Raw genomic sequence first — 23,932 nt, forward strand, 5'->3', positions numbered from 1 at the left:
GATCATGTCCGACAAGCGATTGTGCCATGCATGCAACTTACCGCTACAGTTGGTAAAAACCAACTTCAGCTACCTCAGGCATACATTTTCGGCCGAGGTGCCGCGATGCCCGAAATGCGGCATGGTATACCTGCCAGAAAATCTCGTCCGTGACCGGATGATCCCCGTTGAGCAGCTTCTTGAGGATAAATAAGGTCTCTGGCCAGATGCAACTACGCTGGATAACGCTTTTATGACCGTGATGAAAAAATGCTGGCGCTGTTTCAGGGAAGATTATGCTGTGTCAGACCATCGTGGCTATGGGCCTGTGGTTGCATAAAGAAGAGAATACTTCAATGGTGGCTGCGGCATACGGCTTGTTCAGGCATGCACGTCAGACAGGTCTGTGGCAGCGTCATAATCACTGTGCAGGCTGCCGCTCTTACGGGTGCCCTTGGAATGCCTCGTATCTGTAAATCCATCAATCAGCGCCATCGTCTGCGTACAATCCGCCAATAATAGCCCTGAGCGGCATAGCATGCGAATCCACGGCCAGATGCAGTTTTGTGTTGAACCTCCATTTGTGCGCCTCATATCCTGATTGCCCCCCTTGGCTTCAGCCGCGCGGGAGGGGACTTTGCAATGGCTGGCGTCGATCAGCAACCTCTCAAAACCGGCTTATCAATCAAAATCTCAACTAATCGTTCCCACACGCCATTATCGCGCCAGCGGATAAAGCGCCCATGGGGGGGTACTCCAGCCGCCGAAATCTGGCGGCAGGTCCCGCCAGGGCGCTCCCGTTCGCATGATCCAGAATACCGCATCTATGAAGCGCCGATTGTCATGAGCCCTTCCGCCCCAGCTCCCTTTACGGCCAGGTAAGTGTAACTAAAGTTTTTACCAAGCATTGAAATGTCGTGTCTTCTGTGTGCTGGCTGTGGCATGGCCGGTACGCGGTGAGGAGTCTTTTCGGCCGGGGCCGGGGTCGCCTTTGCTAGGTGCAGGCCGACATGTCGGTCTTGATTCAAATTTTGGGGGTCAGCCGCTGCCTGCCGACGCATTGCCAAACATCGGCCTATACTGACTTTTGAAAAGTCCTCTGGAACATGTAGCAGGTCGTCAAATTTGGACGTCATGTTAAGCGGCAATTGGTAGTTTCAATTCCGACGGAGCATTTTTGACAAACGCTGCAGATGAGAGACCGCCAAGTGCCGTCTAACGCCTTTGCGGATTATAAAAATTCTATACATTAATCCATGTTAGCCTTGAAAAAGATTAAATGTTTTAAGCCTGCGCGAGAGTGCAGCGAGCCGTAACATAGCGCGAATTTCCGGCCTCCATCTTCCTGATTTGAGAGAGTACTGCCGCACGCAGGGCACTTCAGTGTGGGCATTGTATTCCCCCTTGGTTTGACGAATCTGTCCCACTGTTCCCGATTTTTTGACTTTATGCAGAGTTCCATTGGGCCATTCCTTCACATAGAGCCCTAGTCGCACCACGCACTACTCCTCAGGATATGGAGTAGAACGCTACTTCAGTCGATAGAAGCTCCACATGCTGCTTCCTTCAGTGTCCGGATTGGCTTTTAGTGAGTCAAGATTTCTGCATCGCGTTATGGCGTTAGCCAGTTGAGCGCGCCGGCGCGCGAAACAGAGAACCACCCGCATATGGTCTGCACCCCGTCAAGTAGACAGTTAAAAAGGCCCCAGGGGCGATGATTAAGCGGCCAGCTTTTCCCGGTACTCCACCGGGGAAAGCTGGCCGAGTCTTTTTTGAAATCGTTTGGTGTTGTAGAAACGTATGTACTCTTCAATCAGAGCGCTCGTTTCTTCTTTGCCTTGCACTGAATTTTTGAGAAAAACTTCAGCCTTCAAATGCGAAAAGAACGATTCAACGCATGCATTGTCCAAGCAATTGCCTTTGCGAGAATGACTTCCCTGAAGTTGTAATTTTTCAAGCTGGTTACAATACAATTTGTGAGTGTATTGAAATCCTTGATCTGAATGCACTACCGCGCCTCGCATTGCCCGAAGTTTGTCGAATGTGGCGAGCACAAGAGCAAGGTCATTTCGGGATGAGAGGGCGTGAGCGACGATTTCGTTAGTGCACAAGTCTTGCACTACAGACAGATAAATGAAGCCGCTAGTTGTGGGTAAATAGGTTATATCTGTCGCAACCTTCTTGTTGGGGAGTTGAACTTTGAAGTTACGTTCAAGCAGATTCGGAAACACTGTGCTGCCAGATTTACCAAAGTAACGACGCTTTTTGCGAATAACAGACTGGATGCCGAGCTTGCGCATAAGCCGATAAACACGTTTGTGGTTCACGGCAAAACCTTCACGGAGTAAGGCCACCGTTATGCGGCGATAACCATAAAATGGCCGCATGGAGTGGATAGCCTTAATATGGGCTGTAATGTCGGCCTCACTATTCACCCTGGAGATTGCCATCCTCCATTTGTAATAACCGGATCTAGATAATCCAGAAAAGTGTAATAATGTTTCCAAAGATGAATGAGCACGCATCGCATCAATTATTTGGAAAAAAACTCTTTTGGGTGCGCTCCCCATTCGTGCCCGAATCGGGAGCGATACAACTTTTTTAAATAGTCTCGCTCTGCTTTTACATAAGCAAGTTCTTCTTCTACAGATGAAAACTTCGTTTTTGGTCGCCCACGATGCTCCGCATGGCTACTTTTACCGCGGCCATCTTCCAACGATTCACCAGAGTTAATCTTGGCAACCCATTCTCGAAGAGTCTTTTTATCCTTGATTCCCAATTCTTCACAAAGTTGCCGATAGCTACGTCCACCCTTAAGAAAAAGCTTTACGGCTTCTTCCTTGAACGAAGCTGAATATGTAGTCTTCTTACCGTCGGCCATAAAAGACCCCCATCATGTTTTCAAAGGTTAAGCCTAGTGGGGCTTTTTTGCTTTGTCTACCTGATGGGGGTCATAGCAATAGCGGGGGGTTTTCTATTGTGGCTTTAGCCAGTTGAGCGCGCCAGCGCGCGAAACAGAGAACCACACGCTATGCGGGTGGGGACAAAGTGTTATACACACAAAAACACCCTTCCTGTACGATGAAGTTGTTCAAGACCATCGTAACTTTTAAAGAAGGGTGTTTTTGTTATGGGAACCAAGGCCCCCAATTTAGCTCACACAAAATGGCTGTGTAAATATCATACAGTGTTTACACCTAAGTATCGAAGGAAAATAATATTCGCGCAGTTGCGCGACAGCATAAAAAAATTATGCAAAGTCTTTGTAAGTACAAAGGGTAGAGATTTTAGAAGGGCATTTGATGCCAGACCATATCCACATGCTGGTGAGTATCCCGCCAAAGATTAGTGTGTCGAGTTTTATGGGGTATTTGAAAGGCAAAAGCTCATTGATGATCTTTGATAAGCACGCAAACCTTAAGTATAAGTTCGGCAACAGAAAGTTTTGGGCCGAAGGATACTACGTCAGCACAGTCGGACTCAACGAGGCAACGATCAGAAAATATATCCAGCAGCAGGAGAAGCATGATATTTTGTAAGATAAGTTGAGTACGCGCGAGTATCAAGACCCCTTCAAGGGGTAGCCAAGGCGACAAGGGCACTGGGCTTGAACGCAGTGAAAGCCAGCGTCTTTAGGCGCAGTCGGTAGTAGGCCCGGTTTTGGCCTTGCGATCAATGCGAATCCATCTTGCTAGCGTGCTTAGTAAAATTCAAGGCAAATAGTAAAGAGGCTCCAAGCGGCTTCTTTTTTGATGATTTATCGTACGTAATCAAAAAAGAGCAGTGTATGGGCACTAATCAAGCAGTAGCATACCCTCAACAGGGGAGAACGCAGTTGCGGGAGAAAATATCGATGTGCGGCCGTTCAGTGAAAATGGCATAGTGGTATTTGAATGGCATATCTGTTCACGAGTGGGAAATTCTGCGCACCAGCTCATCAGCCAGCATTTTTGAAGGAACCTGACGCAACAACTTTTCTTTTGCCTTGTAGTCAGCCCTTTCGTCCTCCGTTTTATACAGCGGCTTGATGGAAGAAAATGAAACAAATAGGTGCCCGTCGCCAGTTAAAATCCATTCGGGATTCGCGCAAATGAGCCGCAGAAGTATAATCAGCCAATTAGCCGGAATACTTCCACGCCGCTTTGCGTCAGAAATGGAAGATTGCTTGATCCCAAGTAATTCCGCCAGTTCACCCTGCGTTTTTTTGCCAGTAATGAGCTTTATGCGTTCCATTTGTTCGTCAAAAGTCAGATTTTCCACGCTATCCTCACAGCTTTTGATTATAGTCTCGACCTACCATTGGTAGTCAATTGACCTACAATAGTAGGTCGTATTTGTAAAGAGGCGATGTATCAGAAGGCATGAAAAAGAACTTTGATGAAGATAGATTGGCTAAAACTTTTATGCCAGCGGTGATTCGGCGGTATCGTGATGCAGCTGGTATGTCACAGCAAGAGCTTGCAGATCAGGTTGGGATTTCGAAGAGCTATATATCTTCTTTAGAACTTGGCTACCGCGCGCCTAGCCTGAACCTGCTGGTGAAAATAGCCCAGGCTTTAGGAGTTGCACCGGGAGAGATGGTCGATGCAATGGTTGCTGATGCAGAAAGAATTTGTGATCATTGAGGAAAAATTAACAGTGATTGCTTTAAAGGTTTGCAGACGGGGCAGTTCAGCGTAGTTATCTTTTTCGCGTCGGGATGTAGCGCAGCCTGGGAGCGCACTTGAATGCCATAAAAGGGCCGGAATCCCTAAGCCAAGCCAGCCATTGCCCTAAAATCATTAAAAATATACGCCCTATCCGTTTGAATACATTCATATACATTTTGTATACCCCGATTAGATTTCGTGTGTGAGGATTTCTAGCACCTCGGCATCCTCAATGCCGAGATATCGCATGGTCACGGCTGGTGATGAATGGTTAAACCGTTTGCAGAGAATTTCGAATCCGACACCGAATTTTGTCCTTTGAATGTACCCAAAGGTTTTCCGCAGGGAGTGAGCGCCGTAATTTCCGGGTAAATTGATGGCCCAACACCATGATTTAATCATGCGGTTAACGGTTTGAATCTGTAGAGGCTTCTGAGCGCCTTTTTTTGAGGCGAAGAGATAACCATCATCTTTGGGGTTTAATGCGTCCAGATGTCCTCTGAGGGCTTTGTAGACCTCCCTGTTAATGAATAGGGTATTGGTCTTTCCGGTCTTGGATTCTTTGATTTGTATGGCCTGATTTGGTTTGACGGATTTGATGTCTGAGATTTTGAGTTTGAGCAGGTCTCCGGTTCTGATTCCGTTGTTGATGCCCATAGTGAAAAGGAGAAGGTCACGGGGTTTTGATGCGAGGATTTTTTTGATGGATTGAATATGGGTCAATTCTCTGATGGGTTGAACAAGTATTGATGAACCGAGCTTGGGATGATTTGGATTGTTCATGGCAAGCCTCTAATGTCAAGTTTGTATTAGATATCAGCATATTAGTTAATATTATATGTACACAGTCGGTTTGTATTTGATTTAATATATTGAAATGATTAGGCAAGAATGGAGATGTTAAATTTTAAAAAGAACTTATTCTGTAATTTCCGATAATTATATTTAAAAATTCCGGTCAAAATCGAAATTGAAAACGCAAAATGCGTTTTACAGGCGGGTATTTGATTGAATTTTCAATCAAATACAACCAAGAACGTAATTTAAGTTGTGTGGATTTGGAATTTTCAACTCTGCTGCAAGGTCTGAATAAAAAATAGTTTGTGCAGAGTGTGCTTGCCTAGTCAGTACGGGCAGGGCTTCACGTGCTCTTATTTGATAAAGCTTTTTCCCACTGATTAATTCTGCAATTTGAGCAGTTCCCATTGTGTCCCTCACTATTTTTATGCCAAGGGGCAAGGCATACTATTCGATTAGAGTAGCCTAAGAAGTGTAGGAGCACAATTAAATGGGGAGTTTTTACAGCGTTCGAAGATAACCTTACCAACTACTATATAATTGATTGCATAACATTATCGCCTTCAACAACACATTGATTATTAACTCCTGACCAAGATAAGTTTTTGTTAATTTACCTTAACCAGGGTGCGTACATATTTTTAAAAATCTCTTCTCAGGAAATAAGCCATGGTCTGGACGATTGAAAACGAAGAAGTTATCCGAGTTGGAGACTCTACAACGCACGGCGGCAAGGTGCTTACCGGGTCTGAAAATACGTTTTATGAAGACATACCAATAGCCAGAGTAGGAGACAGGGTATCCTGCCCAAAATGCAAAGGAACGCATCATATTGTCAGTGGCGCTCCAGAAGCGTTCGATGATCAAAAGCCGATTGCCCGCAATGGGGATTTGGTTTCTTGTGGAGCAAAACTGATTGCCCGAAGTGCTGCGGCAAACTCTCAGGAGGAGCGAATTCCATATGCTGGGCCATTCGACGGGCAATACGATGAACAAATCATCGCTATTGATGCCACAACTGGTAAGCCCATTCATTATTATCCATTTTTTATTGAAACTGAGGACGGTAGAACCTATATGGGGCGAACCGACAACGGAGGAAAAACTCCCCGAATAAGCACACAAGGCAAACAACTCTTGACAGTATACTGGGGTGAAGAGGCCGTACTCAAGGGCGCAGAATAAAGGAGTTGCTTATATGCCAAACCGCAAAAATAGCATGCTGACGAATCTCAAAGAAGGTTCACAAGTCAAAGAACCCAAAAAAATCATTTCGTTCAGTGAGCTATGGGGTAATTTTCCTACAGGCTATCCCTGCGACGAAAATACATATGAAGATCAATGTGCCATTCGTGTCGCGGTTGCCCTTCAAAGATGTGGCGCATCATTTAAAACATACAGAGGAGCAACATGCGGACTGCATAAGGATGAAAAGCATGCTCTCCGCGCCGAAGAACTCGCAAACTGGCTCAACAAACGATACTTGGCAAACTGGCCTGCCCCAACCGATATTACAGGAACAGATTGGCAGGAGAAGGCAAATGGGAAGACAGGAGTGATTTTTTTCAAAGATTACTGGCTCCGCAAAGGTGAAAGATATCCTTCCGGCGATCATATAGATTTATGGAATGGCTCAAGATTTCCCATTACCTCAGCCCCTTCTGCTGCTATGAATATTCTCCGGTTCGGCTTAGGGGTTGGTTCAATTGACCTAGGCCGCCTTCAATATTCTGATCTTGCTGGCTCAAAAAAAATTCTTATTTGGGAGCTGCGGTAATGAAAAAATTTTTTATTGGTATTTTTAGTTTTTGTATAAGCGCTATAGTTGGTTCTCAGTTTTTCATGATGTCAGCTTCACAGGTTCCACGCTTTCATGGTGAAGAATTTGCTGGCGGATCAGAGTCTTTCATCATGCTATTAATATACTGTATTGTATATATTGCAGCATGCCTTTCTTTTGCTGTAAAATTTTCGTGTTCACAAAAAACAGAATACATTATTCGCCTCTTGTGTTTTTTCGGAGTGACGGCTCTTATAGGATTTACAATCGACAGGTACATATTATTTGGGAAGCCGTAACAAAAGGCGTTAATGATAACGGCTTCCCCCCTGGGGGAAAAGCCCTCACGTGCCGGATCTGCGGGGAGCAACAAACGTAAACAGTTCCAAGTACGCGGTCGTTTTTCTCTTAACGCTCTGCAGCTAATGAAAATCTACAATCCTTCTCTTTACCAAAAACTAGCTTAACCCCGCGTGGCAGCGCAGATTGGCTTTCAAAGCCCCAATGGATCTGGTAGTTTGCCTGAGCGCCTGCGGGAACGTCGAACAGTTGTTTGCACAAGTTATTCCCATGTGGAAACCTCAGGCAACCAGGAAAAAAGTGATTTTGAATAGAATTTCTAACGCCGTGCACACGCCAAAAACCCTCGACCATCGATGTGATGATCGGGGGTTTTAAGATATCTGGTGGAGCTGGACAGAATTGAACTGACGGCCTCTTGAATGCCATTCAAGCGCGCCACAGGCTTGTGTCATGTTTCCTCAGGCCCCCATCGCCCAAACGAGAAAAGGGAATTCATGAAAACATGAATTCCCTTTTAAATCTCTGGTCGGGATGAAAGGATTTGAACCTTCGACCCCTTGAACCCCATTCAAGTGCGCTCCCAGGCTGCGCTACATCCCGACGCGAAGAAGATAACTACGCTGAACCATTTGGTCTGTCAACACATTTTCTAAATTATTTTTTGCGAAGCAGGGCAAGTCCCACTAATGGCGGCAGATACAGATGGATATCGCCTTCCTGCCTGTCTGGCAGCGGGGTGGTAAAATGTTCCGTTACCTGCCCTTCAACATCAAGGTTGCCGTGCCCTCCAAAGCGTTTTTCGTCAGAGCTCATCATCTCCTCATACTTGCCGGGGGTGACGGCAAAGGTCAGGGATTTTTGCGCCTCAAGTTCATGAAAGTTAAATACGAAAAGGAGCTGGCCGCGTTCAAAGGCCAGCAGGCGCTTTTCTTCATGAATAAAGCGGAACATGGGCTTCTGGCAAAAGCTCTCGAGGTGCTGGCGGACAAGTTGCAGCATTTGCGCCTTGTCCCAGGCCGCCAGCAGGCTGTACCTGAGGTCCTGTGCATCGGCCAGATGCCACTGCCTGTGGGCGTAAGCCTCTGCGTCCAGCCATTCGGGATGCCCGAATTCATTGCCCATAAAGTTCAGATAGCCCGCATCGGCCGTCGCCAGCGTGATAAGCCGCATGAGCCGATAAAAGGCAAGACCGCGCGACACGTGCCAGTCATCCGTAAAAACAGACATGTGGCTGTGCATGCGATTGCCGAGCAGTCGCCATATCATGGCATCCTCGCCATTGATGCACTGGTCGTGGCACTCCACATAGCTGATGGTGCGGTCATAAGGGCGGTAATTGGTCATTTCGTACCACAGGCTGCCCATGTCGCGCGGCTCTTCAACACATTTACCCCAGTAGTCCGGTATGCCCATGGCAAAGCGATAGTCAAAACCGAGCCCACCGTCTTCCGGCTGGCAGGTCAGACCCGGCATGCCAGAAAACTCTTCCGCAATGGAAAGGCCGGAGGGGTGAAGCTGGTGAATAAGCGTGTTGGCGAGGCACAGATAAAGCTCACCCTTTTCATTGGTGCGCGGCAGGCCCACGCGATCATAAAAGCAATGGCTGACGTGGATGAAATCGTCATCCCTGCCATGATCTCTGTACAGAATGTTGCCCACGGCATCAAAGCGAAAGCCGTCGATCCTGAATTCTTCAAGCCAGTACCGGCAGTTGGAAAGCAGGAACCGTCGCGCCATCTCCTGGCTGAAGTCAAATGATGGCGTTCCCCACTGGTTAAGCTGGCTGGTGAAAAAGTAATTGCTTCCGTCATACTGCACCAAGCCCTGCTCGGTGTTGGGGCAGGCGTGCCCGTGCGGAATGTCGAGCACAACCGCAAGGCCAAGCCCGTGCGCAGCGTCAACCAGAGCCTTGAATTCGTCCGGCGTGCCATAGCGCGACGAAGGCGCAAAGTAGCTGCTGACCTGGTACCCGAAAGATCGGTACAGGGGGTGCTCAAGGATGCCCATAAGCTGCACAACGGTATAGCCACATTCACGGATGCGGGGCAGAAGATGTCGTGTAAAACCGGCATAGCTGCCTACACTGTCGGCGCTGCGGTTCAGGGCTGGTTGCGCCATGCCCACATGCGCCTCATAAATCCGGGGGAAGGCCTCCAGGCGCGGTCTGCGGTGCTTGAAGCGAAACGGCGCATCCGGCTGCCAGTGGCGGGCGCACCATTGACCCGGCATGGTCTTGTCCTGCTCAACCCAATGGGCGAAGGCGGGCACCCTGCGCAGGGCGCGGGTTTGCGCGTCTTCGGCAGCGGATTCATCGGCCTGGACGCGCAATTCCATATAGGTGCCGTGCTGCAAGGCCTCCTGCGGCAGGATGAGTTCAAAAAAACCGTCATTGTCGCGCTGATACTGGTAGCGCGCATGGCGCTGAAAGTTGAGCTTGTCTGTGGTCAACCATACCGCGGCTGCATTGGGCATGTATTCGCGCAGACGCCATACGGGCTGTCCCGAGACGTCTTTGGCCTCATGTACTCCAAGAGTGGCGTGCAGGTTGGCATACGAGCGCAAGGAACCGTGGAGGCTTTTTATTCGCTCTATTTCAGTAGTGAACCTGTCGCTTCGTGCCAGCAGAAAGGAACGGTAGGACTCCAGTTCAGGGTCCTGCAAGGGGTTTTGTGGAATGTTCAGGATCATGGCGGCCTCCACGGACTGGTTCGCCCAGGGAGAGGGGGCGCAGACGCGTCATGCAGGCGAGACCGCCCGGCAGACAATGCCGCCGGGCGGGAAAAGGCTGTTCTAGCTGTGCGAGCGCCACTGCTTGCCGGAAAGGGTGGCAAGGCAGTCAATAAGCGCCTGGGTGCCCAAGTCGCCCTGACCTCTGGCCTGCATGCTGCGGTACAGCTGTTCAGCCAGGCCTATACCGGGCAGCACAATCTGCATGCGGCGGCATTCGTCAAGGCAGAGGCCGAGGTCTTTAATGAAATGATTGATGAAAAAGCCCGGATTGAAATCATTATTAAGGATGCGGCGACCCAGGGTATCCATCGCCTTGCTGCCGGCAGCGCCCTGCACCACCAGCTCCAGCCACTTGGCCACGTCAAGGCCAGATTCCTGTGCGAAAAAGCATGATTCGCACACACTGAACATGACGCCAGCAACGGCTACCTGATTGGCAAGTTTGGCCTTTTGTCCAAAACCGGCCGCGCCGCAGTGCAGAATGTTCTTGCCCATTGCCTTGAAGCAGGGTTCAAGTTTTTCATACCCCTCTTTGTCGCCACCCACAAAGATGGAGAGGGTTGCGTTGCGGGCGCCGATGTCGCCGCCCGTCACGGGAGCATCCAAAGAAACGCAGCCCTGCTGAAGGGCTACCACGGCAATACGTTCTGCAAGAACGGGGCTGGACGTGCTCATGTCGCAAACAAGGCCACCTGGGGCCAGACCCTGCAGTACGCCGTTTTCGCCAAGAATCACGCTTTCCACATCGCGGGGATAGCCCACAATGGTAAAGACCGCATCGGATTTGGCCGCTACTTCACGCGGGGTATCGGCCCACTGCGCCCCTTTGGCAAGCAGCGGTTCGGTCTTGGCGCGGGTGCGGTTGTATACGGTCAGGGGATAGCCTGCGGCCTGCAGATGCCCCGCCATGGACAAACCCATAACGCCAGTGCCAATCCACCCAATGCGCATTTTATCAGCCATAAAAACTCCTTTGGCTACTGAAAGCGACGTTCCAAAATTTCCTTTTGCATGACGTCACGCGACAGAACCTTGTTTTTGCGAAACAAGTCTACATGCTTGCGGTACAACTCAAGGTTGCGTCGCATGTTTTCGTTGAAGGGATCACTGCCGCTGAAGTCTTTGCTCAGGGAGTCATAGGCAGCTGCCAGTGTTTCCTGGGGCAACTGCGCGCCGTCCTCCACCTTGCTGCGATAAAAGGACAAAGACTTGTCCAGGCTGGTATCCAGCATGACAAGCCCTCTGTGGGCATTATCCATTATCTGGCGCAGTTTTTCAAGCTCGGCCCCCTTGGCCGTCTTGCTGTCCCGTTGCATGCTCTCAAACTGTGATTGCAGCGACTTGCGCCTGCTGGAGTAATTGCGGATGGTTTCAGTCATGTATACGCCGGTGCGTAAGAGCGACTGCGCCTCAAGCTGTTTTTGTCGCTCAAGCATGATATTGTTTTCTTTAATGGTATTGCGCAGTTCCTGAAGGTTTTTCTTCACCGCGTCATTGGGGGCGGACACAAGCAGGCGGTCGAGTTCCTCAAGCGGGTTGCGTGCGGCCTGCGTGTCATAGCCAGCGGCGGTCATTGATTCGCCAGCCTTGCTCCATTCTGCCTGCAATTCCTGCGGGCGGCTGCCGCCTGGTGTATTAATGCCTGAAATAACCGGCCGAAAACCCATATCACGCGCGTGCGCAGGGCCATCGGCCATAAAGAACGGAGTTTCTTCACGGCGGCCGGGCAAAATTTCGGCCTCGCCGGAAAGAAATGAGCCGCCCTTACGCACAAAGCCGCCAGCTGAGCCGTGCAGGCGGCCAGCCAGGGAAAAGCGAAAGGCGTCCAGCACCATCTCCGCGGCATTGCCTGCGGTATCGTAAATTCCAAGGGGATTGGGCTTTCGTGACCCTATGTTGGCGGTGTCTTCGACGCGGGCGGACCCTTCGGGCCGGTACACGGCGTAGTCCTCTTTATTGGCCCCTGGGGGCAAGGCAAAAAAGTCTTCCTGCAAAAGCTGCTGGCTGCCCGCCATGTGGCCGCCGCGCGCGGCATACTCCCATTCCGTTTCCGTGGGCAGGCGCACAAAGCCCACGTTGCGGCTGTCGCCTGAAAAGCGCGGCAACGACTGGGGCGAGTTCTGCAAAAGCCAGGCCGTGTATTTTTGCGTAAAGTCCACGGCCGCGTACCAGCTTATGTCGGTAACGGGTTTTGCGGCTTCGGCCGCGGGAGGCTGCGTTGCCGGACAGGCGCTATCCATGACGGTCTGCCATTGCAGGTTGGAAACCTCGTATTTGGCGACAAGATAAAAATAGTTTTGCCCCTTGGGGGCCAGCGTGCGCCAGTCCGGCGGCAGATCTTCAAGTGAAAACGCCCCGGAAAGAGCAGTGTTGTACCGGCGGTCATAAAAAGCACGGTCGGCATTGGCGCTGTCGTCAATGCCCGGCCGCATGGGCATGTCCCACAGCAGCCCCTTGGCCGGCACCGCCACCAGCTTGAACGCCATGGTCAGGTTGCAGGGCATGGGCAGTATGATGTCGTCATCAGCAGGTTTGGGATTAGTGGCATCCCCCATGCTGAGTTCGCCTTTGCGGGCCAGTGCCGCATGGGCCGGAGACGGCAATGCCGTAAGGCAAAACAGGCCGCAAAGCAGGATCAGGCTGAACAGGGGTAGGGTTGCCTGACGGCAGTACCTATACTTCACGGATAACCTCCGAAGGTTCTATGCGCGCGGCCCGCAAGGCAGGCCCAAGGGCTGCCGCCAGGGCAAGGCCTGCCACGGCGGCGAAGGCCAGCAGAAAATGTTGCGGCAACAAACGGCAGACCTGTTCCATACCGCTGAGGCTGGAACTGAAAAGCTGGTTTATGGCCAGGGCCGCCAGAGCGTACAGACCCGAAGCCAGAGCTGTGCCCAGCAGGGCGGTAAGCAGGGATTGGGTCAGGGGCAGCAACATGAGCTCGCCAGTGGTGAAGCCTGCCAGGTTCAGCAGGCCGAGCGTGCGTTCCTTGCGTTTAACGCTGGCCAGGGTGCTGCTTGTGGTGGAGGCCAGAAATCCGGCTGCCGTGGCGGCGCAAATGAGGGCAAAAACAAGATTCAGGGCACGAGCCAGGCTGTTGATCTGTTCAATCTCTTCCGCATGGGTGTACACGTCGAGCTTTTGCTGCGCAAATCCCTGACGCAGGCGCATGACGGCATCGAGATCTCTGGCGTACAGCCTGAAACCGGGGTACAGGCGGGCCTCCTGCGGGCGGGCTTCGCCAGTCCACCCATTGTTTGTGCCAAGCTCGGGCACGGCGCGGCCATCGCGGTAGTCTTCCGTAGCTTCCAGCAGGGGCAGCGGAATGAAAGCCACATCCTTCTGCTGCGCCGCAAGGGGCAGAACGGACACAACGCGCAAGGGAACGCGCACGCTTTGCATTTGCCCGGCATAGCGGCGTTCCACACGGCCCGTGATGGTGTCGCCCATGGCTGCATGGAGCTTTTCAGCAGCCGAAGCCGACAAGGACACGCCGATGGGCTCTTTGTCGGGATGTTCGGGCATGACGGGTGAGGCCGCGCCATAGCGCTGAAGGAGCGGATCGCCCGTACCCGTGGGCTCCAGTGAAACCACAAGGGTTGTGCGGTCTGTGCCCTGGCCCGCCACAAGATCCATGGTGGCGGCAATGGAGCGCGTGCGCGGCAGTACAAAGGCCACGTCGGGATGCGCGGCAAGCTCGTCGAGGTAGTTCATTGAAAAACGTCCGCTGACCACAGGAGAAATCTCAAGGGTGCGCGGTTCGCTGCGCAGTCTGTCCGTGAGGGTCTGCATCACCCCGAACTTGACGCCATAGAGAACCAGCAGAGGAGTGAGCACGGCGGCCAGGCCAAGAATCGCGCAGGCCGAGAGCAGCTTTTCATACGCGTAATCCCGCCAGGAGAGGCGCAACATCTGCCTCAGCGTCCTGGCGCGGCGCACAGGGGCTGTGCGGTTGCTCATGGCCGTGCTCCTTGCTGTTCGAGGTCGGGAGCAACGGGGCTGTCTTCCACCCTGTGATCGATGCGGGATATGGCACCAGCCCCGCCCTGGTCGAGCGCCACCCGGATGGGACTGAAGCCCGCTTCCACAGCCATTTCAAGACTGTGCGTCACCATAAGCACGGTAATGTTCATCTTTTGGGCCAAGTTTGCGAAAATCCGCAGGGCATTGCGCGCATGCATGGGATCAAGGGCCGCCGTGGGTTCGTCCGCAAGCACCATTTCGGGCGCATGCGCCAAGGCGGCGGCAATGGCAATCCGCTGGCGCTCGCCCACGGAAAGGGTGGCAGGGTATTGTTCAAGCAGGCGTCCAATGCCGAGGCCATCCGCAATGCCCTGTATCTGCTGGCTGCGCTCTGTCGCGCAACCCAGACTGCCGCAACGCAGCATGATATTGTCACGGGCAGTCAGAAAGGGCAGCAGACCGCCCGTTTGCTGCACATAGCCAAGGTGACGTTGCCGCAGGCGGGCCAGGGCGTTCAGGTCTTTATCACGCCATTTTTCCAGCATGTCGTTGTTCGCATCAGGGGCGGGACTGAACAGAAAGCGGCGTTCGCGTCCTGAAGGTGTCTCCACGGCCTGCGCACTTTTCGCCAGCACCGGACTTTTCATCCGCGCCGCACCTGCAGCCTCTCCCGCATCCGGACGCAGAATGCCGGCCAGCAGATCCAGCGCGGTGCTCTTGCCGCAGCCGCTGGGCCCCACCAGGGCCTGCAAACTGCCCCGGGCAATATCAAGGCCGTCTATACGCAGGCGAAAGCCATCCGCGCCGGGACGGCTTTTGCCCACATTGCGCAATGAAAAAACCAGATCATTCATGCCGATCCTTTTAGGGCAGCATGCTCAGGGGCACGCGGTACACCCAGTCGCCGGGGTTGGGCTGCCCGAAGCTTTCCCAGTTGGCCCTGTCGCGGTCATATTCTTCATACCGGGCCAGACGGGACTTGAGCCGGTTGATGAAGGCCGTTTGCTCACCCACGCTCATGCGGTACCAGTCTTCTTCACGCAGAAGCATGATGTCGCTTTTGTAGGGCAGACCATCAAGAAATTCGGCCAGAACGCCCAGTTCAGCAAGGCTTTTGCCCTGCGTGGGCATGTTGGGGTCGCGCGCCATGCGGGTTGATGCGGAAAGCACACCCTGGAAGAAGTCGCGGGAATCCGTTTTTTTGGTGCGTTCGCCGCTGTCGATGATGGCCTTTATCTGGGCGCTGAGGTCGTTGAGCTGATTCTTGGTCAACAGCACGGCAACCTCAACACTGGGGCTTTGCTCGCTTTTGGCAAGCCGTTTGAGGTCCATATCGGCGATCCAGGAACTGACGACGCTGGGGGCCTGATTTTCATGCGCTCTGCCAAGATATTCCAGTTGCATGGCGTATCCGAGCGTTGCGGCAAGGCGCGCTGCTTCTTCTTCAGGAGTGAGTTTTTGCGGCTTTTCGTCCTTGGGTTTGGTCATGATCTTGCCGGAAGCGGTATTTTTGACCATGTCCACCATGCCTGTAGCCAGAACCTTGGCGACTTCGGCAAACTGTTTGGCGCCTGCTGCGGCCGTGGGCGCGGCCACAACCTGATAGTTGGAGCGGTTGCCCGAAAGCTTGCTCAAGGCGCGGTAGCTTTGTTCAGCATAGGCATGGTTTTTGGCCCCGCCAGGGCTTTTAATATGCAGTACGGTTATCCAGATGCCTTTTTGCCGCGCAAAGTCGTTGAGTTCGTTGGGCCCCATGCTCACGGACGCGTATTTGTCTGTGCTTTTGAGGGGACCCGCGTCAGTGATGAGCAGAATGAGGCGTGAGGAATAGCCGCTCCAGTTGAGCGACTCCACAGCCTTATAGATGCCCGCCAGAGAGTCCTCGTTGAAGTCGTGGCTTGAAACCGTGGCTTCCTGAACCTTGCCCAGTTTTTCTTCAAGATTTTTACGGTCTTTTGCAGTGGCAAAGTCGCTCACCACTTCAGATACATATCCGAGCCCGGGCGTGGCCGTTGTGCTGTTGCGAAACGCCACCACAGCAAAACCCACGTTGTCCTCCAGTTTGTCCTGCTCGATCTTGTCATATATCTGCCTGACAACATTGAGGCTTTGATCGATATAGGGCTTCATGGAAATGGTGGTGTCTATAACAAGGGCAATACCTGTTTTTGGCGGGCCGCCCTTGCCGTCCTGACCGCTGCCAAGGCTGCCCGGGTCAATGGATGCCACCCGCAGAAATTTTACGCCGTCAAAGGGGTCTTTCATGTCGAGAATGGGCATGAGATAAAAGCGTTTTTCAGACACGGCCCCGGCTGCGTCAGCGGGTTCACTGGCCAGTATGGGAAAGTCGGCAGGGGGCGTCTTGCCGCCTTGCAGCAGCGCGGCGGCCTCGGCGCCGAGTTTGTCCAGGCGGGCGTCCATATCAGGAGCCGCGCAGATATCATTCAAGGCTTTTTCCGTGTTAAAAAAGAGCACAGGCTCGCGGCCCGTTCGCGGCGTGAAGAGCAGGGTGAGGGACTGGTTCCATTCAGTGGCTTTTGCTGCCTCAAGCCAACCCTCGGCAGAAGCTGTGCCCGTGCCTACCTGAATCCAGCCGTTGGTGCGGGCGTACACATAAAACACGGTAAACGGCGTCACGCTTTCTTTCACCACGGCAGCGTCCGCACTGGGAGCCGCCACAAGGCGCGCTCCCGGGTGGCTGACTACCCGCTGAAAAAGCGTTTTTTTGCCTTCAAGCAGCAGGGGGGCCGCCTGAGCGGCGGACGTGCTGCAGACCACGCCCGTTCCCAGGGCAAACAGCGCAGTCAGTGCGCAGGCAAGCAGAATGAACGGGGCACGCAGATTATATCGAGTCATGGCAGGGCGCATGGCATATCCTCACAGTCGCTTGGACGTTATTTCCACGTTTGCAGCAGGGCGCGCGCTTCGGCGTTGCCCTTGGCTTCTTCAGCCTTGGCGTATTCCTTGAGCTTGTCCAGAGAACTTTGCGCCTGCGCCTTGTCCTGCCCCTTTTGCAGGGCTTCGTCATACCAGCGTTTTGCCTGGGTCATGTCCACCGGGATGCTGCCTCTGGGCAGCGTTGCCGTGGGGTCATAGTATTGCCCCACAAGAAACATTGCCTCGGCATTGCCTTTTTGGGCAGCGTCTTCCAGCAGCAGGAAGGCGGCGTCACACTCTTCGGGGCTGGCATCCATCGTGCGCATGGGCTTGGCCATAGCCAGGCTGACATCGGGCAGAGCCGCGCCGCGCAGCTGTTCGCGGGCGCTGGCCAGCGGCGATCTTTCCGCCGCTCCGCCATTAGCTCCCTGCGGTGCAGACTTGGCGGGTGCAGATAAAGAGCCTGACTGCGTGGGAGCGTCGGGTAGGGGAGGCGTTTCCGGTGTGCGCAGCATAAACCACCAGAGGGCGAATCCCGCGCAGAGCAGAAGAACAATGGCTACAATGAGAGCGATCCACTTTCCTGAACCACCGCTCGAAGATTCAGCGCTTTCAGCCATTTGCAGCGGCGGCTCGGATTGTGCGGGGATGGGCTCCGGCTCAGACTCCGGCGCGGGGGCTTCTTCGGGAGGCGTCACCGGCATGGGGTCAGGCTCGGGGTCGGGGCGGGTCGCCGGAGCTTCCGGCGCTCGGTATCCGCCAGCCATGCCCTGGCCGCCACTGATATTGGAATACACGATCTTGCCCACGCTCATGGCGCAGGCCCCGTAGCCGGGCAGCGTAATGCGGTAGGCGTCCAGACTGTCCAGCTCATCTACTACTTCAGGCCCCACATTAAGACGAAGGCTGCCATCGGCGGCGCTCCAGTCCTGGGGAGTGACGGCGGTTTCACTTTCCTGCCAGCCGCCGGACGAGAGGCATTTTCCGTCCGAGGCCCGTTGCAGCACAAACACTGGCGAAGACACATCGCCCGCACCTTCAAATTCAATAATGCCGTAGCCGGGGCCACGTACGGGGTCCACTGCGATACTGGCGCGCATAGTTATCCCTTGAAAGCCTGCAAAATATCACGCAGGCGGTTATTCTGTTCCGGGTCAAGAGTCTGTTGGCCGTCAAAATCCACATTGGCCATGATGCTGTATGCCAGGGCTCGCAACCAGTCCGTATACCAGTAACGGTCATACGGGGCTTCTTGTTCGGCTATGTGCGGCTCGCCGGAGATAACCGGCGGGGGCTCAAACAGGCTGAAGCTTTTGCCGCCAAAAAGAATGGTGCGCTGGCTCTGGTTTTTGAAGCGCGGGTCGAAGCTCAGCCAGTCCACAAAGGCGTTAATGGCGTCGGCGGCCAGGCTGACCTGCTTCCAGATCAGGCGCTCACGGGCGATATTGCTGTAGGACATGCTGCGCCGCAGGCTGTCCTCAAGATTTTCACGCAAGCGGCACCGTGAAGCGGCCAGAATAATTTCATGGCACAACTGGTCAAGCTCCAGTGCCGGCAAGCCAAGCTGGGCACGGGCTTCGCCAGAAGCGCCGAGATCACGCAGATGGCCTATCCAGTGCTCCATGACGAGCGACGCGAACACGCCAGCCATGTCTCTGGCCTGCGCCTCGTCATTTTCCTGGGCAGGGGGTGCGCTTTCCACATTTTCGCCAAAAATGTCGCCCAGAATGTCGTCGGCCGAAACGCGGGTCCCCACCACCTGCAGACTTGCCGCGGTCTGGCCCTGTTCCGGTATTTTCCGGGCGTTGAGGCACAGCTCGTAAAGATCGTAGTCACGCACCTGCAAGCGGCGCAGAAATTCGCCAAAAAGCTGTTTTTCAGCCAGCTTGGCAAGAAGCGTCACAAGACTGCGCGAAAGCTGCTCCTTCTGGCGGCGCAATTCCTCGCGATCGTCTGTGCGGTAAAAAGGGGAAAGACGCGTAACAATCTGTTCTTTTCTTTCATCGAGGCTGACGCGGATCTGCTGGCGTTTCAGCTCCGGATTGCAAAGAGGGCGCAGGCTGTCGCGCAACAGGCTGACGCCGCCGTCATTGAGCGTCATGGCTGCCTGCCACACCTTGTCGGGCGAGGCCACATGACGCTGCACCAGGGGAGACTGCAAAAACGACTGGCGAACCTCTTCAACAAAAGCCCGCTGATCCTGGCGCACGCCGGTCTCGCGCCCGCCATCGTAATCAAAAATGGCTTCGCAGGTGAAGTTGGGGTTACGCAGCAAAAAGACGTTGTTGAAGGGGTGGATGCCGTCCCAGTTTTCAACCCAGTCGTGTACCTGACCGAAAAATTTGACCAATGAAGATTCAAGCCGGGTGGTCCAGCGTGTTTCCACAGAGGGCGAACCCTTCTTTTTCTCGAATTCCATATCCATCTTTGTCAGCACAAAGAACAGGGCAGGCGCCTTGCCCGCGCGGCTTGAGGGTTTTTCGCCGTGCGTGGAGCAGATCCACTCGTAAACGGCATGGGGCAGGTCATGAACTTCCTGCGGGCCAGACGCGATGCACAGAAGCATGCTGGTCAGCTCTTTTTCCTCGCGGTAGCGTTCGAAAAGGTAGGCCACCTTGCCGCGCAGAAAAAGCTCCTTGAGCATTTCTTCCTTGCTGTCCAGCGCTGCGCGCAGATCGGTGAACTTGTAGCGCGAGCGGTAGCCGGGGAAATCCAGCAGGTCTGTGTGGTCAAAAAAATCATCGGGCTTTTCACGCATGAAGATGGTGATTTCTGCCGTCAGGGCGGTGATCACGGCTCTTGGTAAAGTGACCTTGACGCCGCCGGGAGCAAGAATCGGCAGGGAGTCGTCTGTCGGGTGCTTCAGCCCCTGCAGGCGTTCCACGTCGATGATGCTGCGCTCTCGCGGAATAAGGGCATCAAGAGGGCAGTTCACTTCGGCGGCCCTGCCAAGGCTGTGCAGCGCGCCGCACAATTGCAGATAGACTGACTGAAACTCGTCAACCTCGTCCCACACAAGGCCAAAGAGACGGGCGCGCCCTTCGAGCCCCAGGCGTGGAGCCAGAGCCGCGGCCCGCGCCCAGTAGCCGTTCTGAAGCATCTGCACGCGCGGTCGGGAACTGAAGTTCTTGTTCACGTAGTCGCGCAGGTCTTCAACATCGTCAACGTCAAGGCTGCCTTCAACTGGCGCTGCGGGAGCGCTTGCTTCCAGCTGGTCAAGGGTTTTTACCAGAGCCTCGGCGCTGGGGGCGTCCTGATGGTCGCAGTCTGCGTAGTAGGTATTGGCCAGCACGCGGGCCACGTCCGTTTCAGACAGCAGGCGCAGGCGAATGGGAAATTCCGGCGTAAGGCCTTCGGGTTGCGTTGTGGTAAAGCGCGTCACAAGCCCTGTGGATTCCTTGCCGCCTTCAGGATTGATTTTCTTCAGAAAGTCCTGGCTTTCGCCGCAAAAGTCGGCCAGCAATACCCCGTCGGTATCGCTTGCCAGAGCGGAGATGAGGTAGGACTTTCCCGACTGGCTGGGCCCGAAGACGCCCGCACACATCTTGCGTTCCGCTGCCTGACCGCATTTGCTGAAAAAACGGCCCGCGTGGCGCATATCCTTGAGCAGGGACGCTCTTTCGCCGCCCACCATGTCGGCGTTATCCTGAAGCCAGGTTCCGGCCTTGCGGGCGGTATCCGCCAGCTGGCGGCATTGCCGGGCGAGGTCCATATCTTGCTGCATAACCATATATACCTGCCTCACTTAACCGGCATCAGTCACAATGCCTGTGTCCAGCCAATATCCTTCATCCAGTTTCAGCGTCTGCAAACGTATCTCGAGATCACGCCTGTCAACGCCACGGCCTTGATTATCCACAATGGAAATGATGCTGAATTCACCCTCGCTGCGGTCTTTTTCGTCATCCGTTCGAGGGGCATCATCCCACACGTCATCAACGGTGAGGCGAACTTCCACTTCATAGGGCAGCCTGCCAGAAGCCCTGGCGCGCGCGTCCTCATTGGCAAAGGTCAGCAGATGATAGCGGGTGGTGGGCCAGCGTTCGGCATCCAGCTGTCGGTACCCGATGGACAACGGGCCGCTGAAGGCCACCTTGCGTATCTGCTCGGTGCCCTCATTGCTGTCCACATCAACGGTAAACCAGACCTTGGGTTTTTTGAGCTGGCTGTTGATGTCCATCTCGCCAATGTAACGGGCCGTTGAGGTAAGGTGCAGCGCACCGGAATCAAAGGAAAAGCCCTCAAGGTGTCCGTCTGCCAGAGCGCAAAGAATGGCCCCCACGACCACGGTGGTCTTGGGATCGGTGATGCGGCCCTGCGCGTCAGCAAAGGGATACCACGACCCGGCATGATAGCTGCGCATGGGGATTATCCTGTCCGGCGGAACGGGCAGTTTGGCCAGAACGGACGCCACAACGCCGTTCCAGGAGCTCGGCCGCCCGGTGAGCAGCAAAACGTCGCAGTCATACATGTGCACGACCTCGCACAGTGCCGACAGCGTGGGGCCCAGGGTGGAGCGTATGGTCACGTCCACGGCAGCCGGGCTGACCGTAATGGGCACGTTCAGAATGTCAAAGTCCTGAATGAGGGGGGCTCCCCTGCGTACCATATTTCCCACCGCTTTCAGAATGGCTGGTTGCGGACGAGGGGCAAGGGCCGCAGGTTCAAAACCCGGGCCAGCTTGATTGTTTTCACCCGCACCGGGGGCGTCAATGGCTGATTCCAGAGGGTCAGGCTCAAAAAAATCCCGTATGGCGCAGGTGTAACTGGCATGACGAATATCGGGATTTTCGCAGGCGGCCAGAAGGCCCAGGGCCACAGGCACGGCAATCTGCCGTACCAGGCGGACGCGGGTATTGCGGTCTTCCTGCGACATGCCGATGGAATCCCGCCCGAAAAGCTGCCCAAGAAGGGCGCGGGGTTCGGCCAGTCCCTGCTGGACAAGGGCCTGCCCGATGGCGGGGATTACATGGTTGGCCACCACTTCGCGCAGAACTTCGTCACCCGCGATGTTAAAGCCGTCCCTGAATTCCGTATGCGGCACTATACGCGCCGTATCCCCTTCGCCGCTTGCCAGTTCATAGGTGGTTATGGACAGATCCGTCGTGCCGCCACCTATGTCAATGGAAGCCATGCGGACGCAGGGGTGCCCCTGGCATGAGGCGCGGGGCCTGCCCAGCAGGCGAAAAAGGTGGTGGGCGTCGCCGTGCTGTTTGACTGCCAGTTCATTATACAGCAGCACAAGCTGCGAGCAACTGGCTTCATCCCAGTCACAGCGCACTTGCGGGCTCTGGCGGTAGTCGCCGCTCTGACCGCGCACCAGCGCCTTGGGCGTGTACCATTGCCCCCAGCCCAAAGCTGTCCAGACGACGCGCACGGCCCATACAACCCAACGCCGGAATATCCGTTTTTCGGCCACGGGCATGGCCGTTGGTACGGTAAAAATGAGCCTGCGCAAGCGGCGGGGCAGATTGGGCAGCTCACGGCGCGCCCTGGTCGCGGGGGAATTTATGGTCACAAGAGCCTGAGTGAGAATTTCGCCAAGCATGAAGAGCATGAGCGAAGAGCGTGTGAACAGGGACTCAAAAATGGGTTCAGCCTGCTGTTTTTGCAGAGCGGGACTTTTTTTGAACAGCGGATCGTCAAAGCAGGCCAGCGGCGTGCCCAGAGGATTGAGCTGCCGTGGAAAAAGCCCGCGACTGACCATGGGTTCAGCCTTGCCGCCGGTATTGTACCGCCAGCTTTGTTGCCAGGGGCGCTCGTCCCACAGGTAGCGCTTGGGGCTGGACATGCCCGTGGTGCCTTCGGCGCAGACGGCCTGGGTCGCCAGGCGCGCGGCCTCGGGGCCGATACGTACGGCGGAAGGCCAGGCAAAGGCCGGGGTCTGCCTGCCGGAGCGCCGTGAAAGGGCATCGTTGCCAAAGGCAGCATCCACAAATTCCACCCGTGTTTCAAAGGGTTCGGAATAAATGTTTTCCGGATTACTCAGGTCGCGCAATTCCAGAAGATAGCTGTCGTTGAGATTGGTCACCCGCTGCGGCAGGGTTTCCACCAGTATGCCCGTGGTGCGTGAATTGCCGATGTCGAGCACAAGATCCACATCCACTGGCGTATCGCGGTCAGGGTTGATGACCTGCGCCGCAAGGTCGTTGAGGGCCATGCGGACGACATCAAGCCAGGTGAGGTAGTTGGCAAGATGTTCGAGCACATAGGGGGTGTCGTCCTTCCAGGAGCCCCGGCCCCGGTGCTGCGACTGCCGCCAGAGGTCGAAGATGCCGCAGAGCCATTCGTCAACCCAGGCTTCATTGAGAAACCAAGAATTGTCTCGAACAAGGTGGGCCAGCATAAAATGCCCGTGGGCGGCCACGTCCTGAGGCGACAGGGCATGATAGCGGTCCCCTTCGGACGGGCGTTGCTCCACATTGGTGTCAAAAGCCAGAACGACGCGCAGCTGGTCCGGGTGACGTTCGGACTGCATGACGCGAGCGCGCGCCCAATTGGACGGCCCGCATTCAAAGCGTTTGCCGCCGTCAGGCCATGCCTGGTCAAGGGTGCGCAAAAAGGGAATGGGCAGCCAGTGCCCGTCCCATGCGGTCACGGCGCGGCGGGCTTCAACGCTGTAGTCCTCGTCGCAGGGCTGCCCCGTCAGCTGGTCGATAAACCCGTTCTCCGTCTCGCTCAGACAGCGCAGATAGTGGGTATAGCGCCCATTGGCATCGCCCTGATTCTTTTTCTCTTCCCGAAAGTACCGCCGCAGTCGGCGGATGGACTCCTCACGCAGAGAAAAGTCCAGAAACTGCGGGCAGCCCCCGGGAATGATGCTTACAGGGGAAAGGTAGCTCGGTATGCCATTCAT

At 54.6% G+C, this 23,932-nt stretch carries 16 protein-coding genes, 1 tRNA gene and 3 pseudogenes; 5 read left to right on the forward strand and 15 right to left on the reverse strand.

Annotated features, from left to right (window positions below; all coding sequences use genetic code 11):
- The first annotated feature begins 4 nt into the window (after positions 1-4).
- A complete protein-coding gene (locus ACZ5DH_RS04325; RefSeq protein ID WP_464255915.1) occupies positions 5-193 on the forward strand; it encodes a DVU_1557 family redox protein in 189 nt (62 codons plus the stop codon).
- Between the two features lie 260 nt (positions 194-453).
- Here ACZ5DH_RS04325 and ACZ5DH_RS04330 read toward each other — a convergent pair.
- Both ACZ5DH_RS04330 and ACZ5DH_RS04335 read right to left on the reverse strand, forming a co-directional pair.
- Positions 454-887: pseudogene (locus ACZ5DH_RS04330) on the reverse strand (IS5 family transposase); the annotation flags it as partial.
- Positions 888-1,697: 810 nt separating this feature from the next.
- A pseudogene (locus tag ACZ5DH_RS04335) lies at positions 1,698-2,860 on the reverse strand (IS3 family transposase).
- 249 nt (positions 2,861-3,109) lie between these two features.
- Here ACZ5DH_RS04335 and tnpA point away from each other — a divergent pair.
- Positions 3,110-3,518, forward strand: a pseudogene (gene tnpA, locus ACZ5DH_RS04340) (IS200/IS605 family transposase).
- A 367-nt stretch (positions 3,519-3,885) separates the two neighbouring features.
- Here the strand turns inward: tnpA and ACZ5DH_RS04345 are convergent.
- The gene (locus tag ACZ5DH_RS04345; RefSeq protein WP_464255916.1) at positions 3,886-4,239 is read right to left on the reverse strand and encodes a helix-turn-helix domain-containing protein; all 354 of its coding nucleotides are present in this window, start codon (positions 4,237-4,239) and stop codon (positions 3,886-3,888) included.
- A 101-nt stretch (positions 4,240-4,340) separates the two neighbouring features.
- On the opposite strand from ACZ5DH_RS04345, the gene ACZ5DH_RS04350 reads away from it, so the two are divergent.
- A complete protein-coding gene (locus tag ACZ5DH_RS04350) occupies positions 4,341-4,604 on the forward strand; it encodes a helix-turn-helix domain-containing protein (RefSeq protein WP_464255917.1) in 264 nt (87 codons plus the stop codon).
- A 213-nt stretch (positions 4,605-4,817) separates the two neighbouring features.
- Here ACZ5DH_RS04350 and ACZ5DH_RS04355 read toward each other — a convergent pair whose 3' ends face one another.
- The gene (locus ACZ5DH_RS04355) at positions 4,818-5,411 is read right to left on the reverse strand and encodes a site-specific integrase (RefSeq protein WP_464255918.1); all 594 of its coding nucleotides are present in this window, start codon (positions 5,409-5,411) and stop codon (positions 4,818-4,820) included.
- 237 nt (positions 5,412-5,648) lie between these two features.
- The gene (locus tag ACZ5DH_RS04360) at positions 5,649-5,834 is read right to left on the reverse strand and encodes a hypothetical protein (RefSeq protein WP_464255919.1); all 186 of its coding nucleotides are present in this window, start codon (positions 5,832-5,834) and stop codon (positions 5,649-5,651) included.
- Between the two features lie 261 nt (positions 5,835-6,095).
- On the opposite strand from ACZ5DH_RS04360, the gene ACZ5DH_RS04365 reads away from it, so the two are divergent.
- Both ACZ5DH_RS04365 and ACZ5DH_RS04370 read left to right on the forward strand, forming a co-directional pair.
- Positions 6,096-6,611 (forward strand): PAAR domain-containing protein, encoded by a 516-nt coding sequence (locus tag ACZ5DH_RS04365; protein ID WP_464255920.1) that lies wholly within the window; start codon positions 6,096-6,098, stop codon positions 6,609-6,611.
- A 13-nt stretch (positions 6,612-6,624) separates the two neighbouring features.
- Positions 6,625-7,203: a type VI secretion system amidase effector protein Tae4 gene (locus ACZ5DH_RS04370; RefSeq protein WP_464255921.1), complete on the forward strand. Its 579-nt coding sequence runs from the start codon at positions 6,625-6,627 to the stop codon at positions 7,201-7,203.
- A gap of 829 nt (positions 7,204-8,032) precedes the next feature.
- Here the strand turns inward: ACZ5DH_RS04370 and ACZ5DH_RS04375 are convergent.
- The 10 genes from ACZ5DH_RS04375 to ACZ5DH_RS04420 form a co-directional block, all read right to left on the reverse strand.
- Positions 8,033-8,109: transfer RNA gene (locus tag ACZ5DH_RS04375), tRNA-Pro, on the reverse strand.
- Positions 8,110-8,163: 54 nt separating this feature from the next.
- A complete protein-coding gene (locus tag ACZ5DH_RS04380) occupies positions 8,164-10,197 on the reverse strand; it encodes an alpha-amylase family glycosyl hydrolase (protein ID WP_464255922.1) in 2,034 nt (677 codons plus the stop codon).
- 102 nt (positions 10,198-10,299) lie between these two features.
- Complete coding sequence (locus ACZ5DH_RS04385; RefSeq protein ID WP_464255923.1) at positions 10,300-11,202, reverse strand: NAD(P)-dependent oxidoreductase; 903 nt, start codon at positions 11,200-11,202, stop codon at positions 10,300-10,302.
- A gap of 14 nt (positions 11,203-11,216) precedes the next feature.
- Positions 11,217-12,923: a formylglycine-generating enzyme family protein gene (locus ACZ5DH_RS04390; RefSeq protein ID WP_464255924.1), complete on the reverse strand. Its 1,707-nt coding sequence runs from the start codon at positions 12,921-12,923 to the stop codon at positions 11,217-11,219.
- The gene (locus ACZ5DH_RS04395; protein ID WP_464255925.1) at positions 12,913-14,196 is read right to left on the reverse strand and encodes an FtsX-like permease family protein; all 1,284 of its coding nucleotides are present in this window, start codon (positions 14,194-14,196) and stop codon (positions 12,913-12,915) included. The genes ACZ5DH_RS04390 and ACZ5DH_RS04395 overlap by 11 nt, the downstream gene beginning before the upstream one ends.
- Positions 14,193-15,053 carry an ATP-binding cassette domain-containing protein gene (locus ACZ5DH_RS04400; RefSeq protein WP_464255926.1) on the reverse strand — a complete coding sequence of 287 codons (861 nt, stop codon included), beginning with the start codon at positions 15,051-15,053 and terminating at the stop codon, positions 14,193-14,195. The genes ACZ5DH_RS04395 and ACZ5DH_RS04400 overlap by 4 nt, the downstream gene beginning before the upstream one ends.
- Before the next feature lie 10 nt (positions 15,054-15,063).
- Complete coding sequence (locus ACZ5DH_RS04405; RefSeq protein ID WP_464255927.1) at positions 15,064-17,067, reverse strand: vWA domain-containing protein; 2,004 nt, start codon at positions 17,065-17,067, stop codon at positions 15,064-15,066.
- Positions 17,068-17,093: 26 nt separating this feature from the next.
- Positions 17,094-18,176 (reverse strand): sel1 repeat family protein, encoded by a 1,083-nt coding sequence (locus ACZ5DH_RS04410; protein WP_464255928.1) that lies wholly within the window; start codon positions 18,174-18,176, stop codon positions 17,094-17,096.
- A gap of 2 nt (positions 18,177-18,178) precedes the next feature.
- Positions 18,179-20,806, reverse strand: a complete 2,628-nt coding sequence (locus tag ACZ5DH_RS04415; RefSeq protein ID WP_464255929.1) for a putative virulence factor — start codon at positions 20,804-20,806, stop codon at positions 18,179-18,181.
- A 15-nt stretch (positions 20,807-20,821) separates the two neighbouring features.
- The gene (locus tag ACZ5DH_RS04420; protein ID WP_464255930.1) at positions 20,822-23,932 is read right to left on the reverse strand and encodes a virulence factor SrfB; all 3,111 of its coding nucleotides are present in this window, start codon (positions 23,930-23,932) and stop codon (positions 20,822-20,824) included.

It is taken from the genome of Desulfovibrio simplex, from assembly GCF_055387835.1.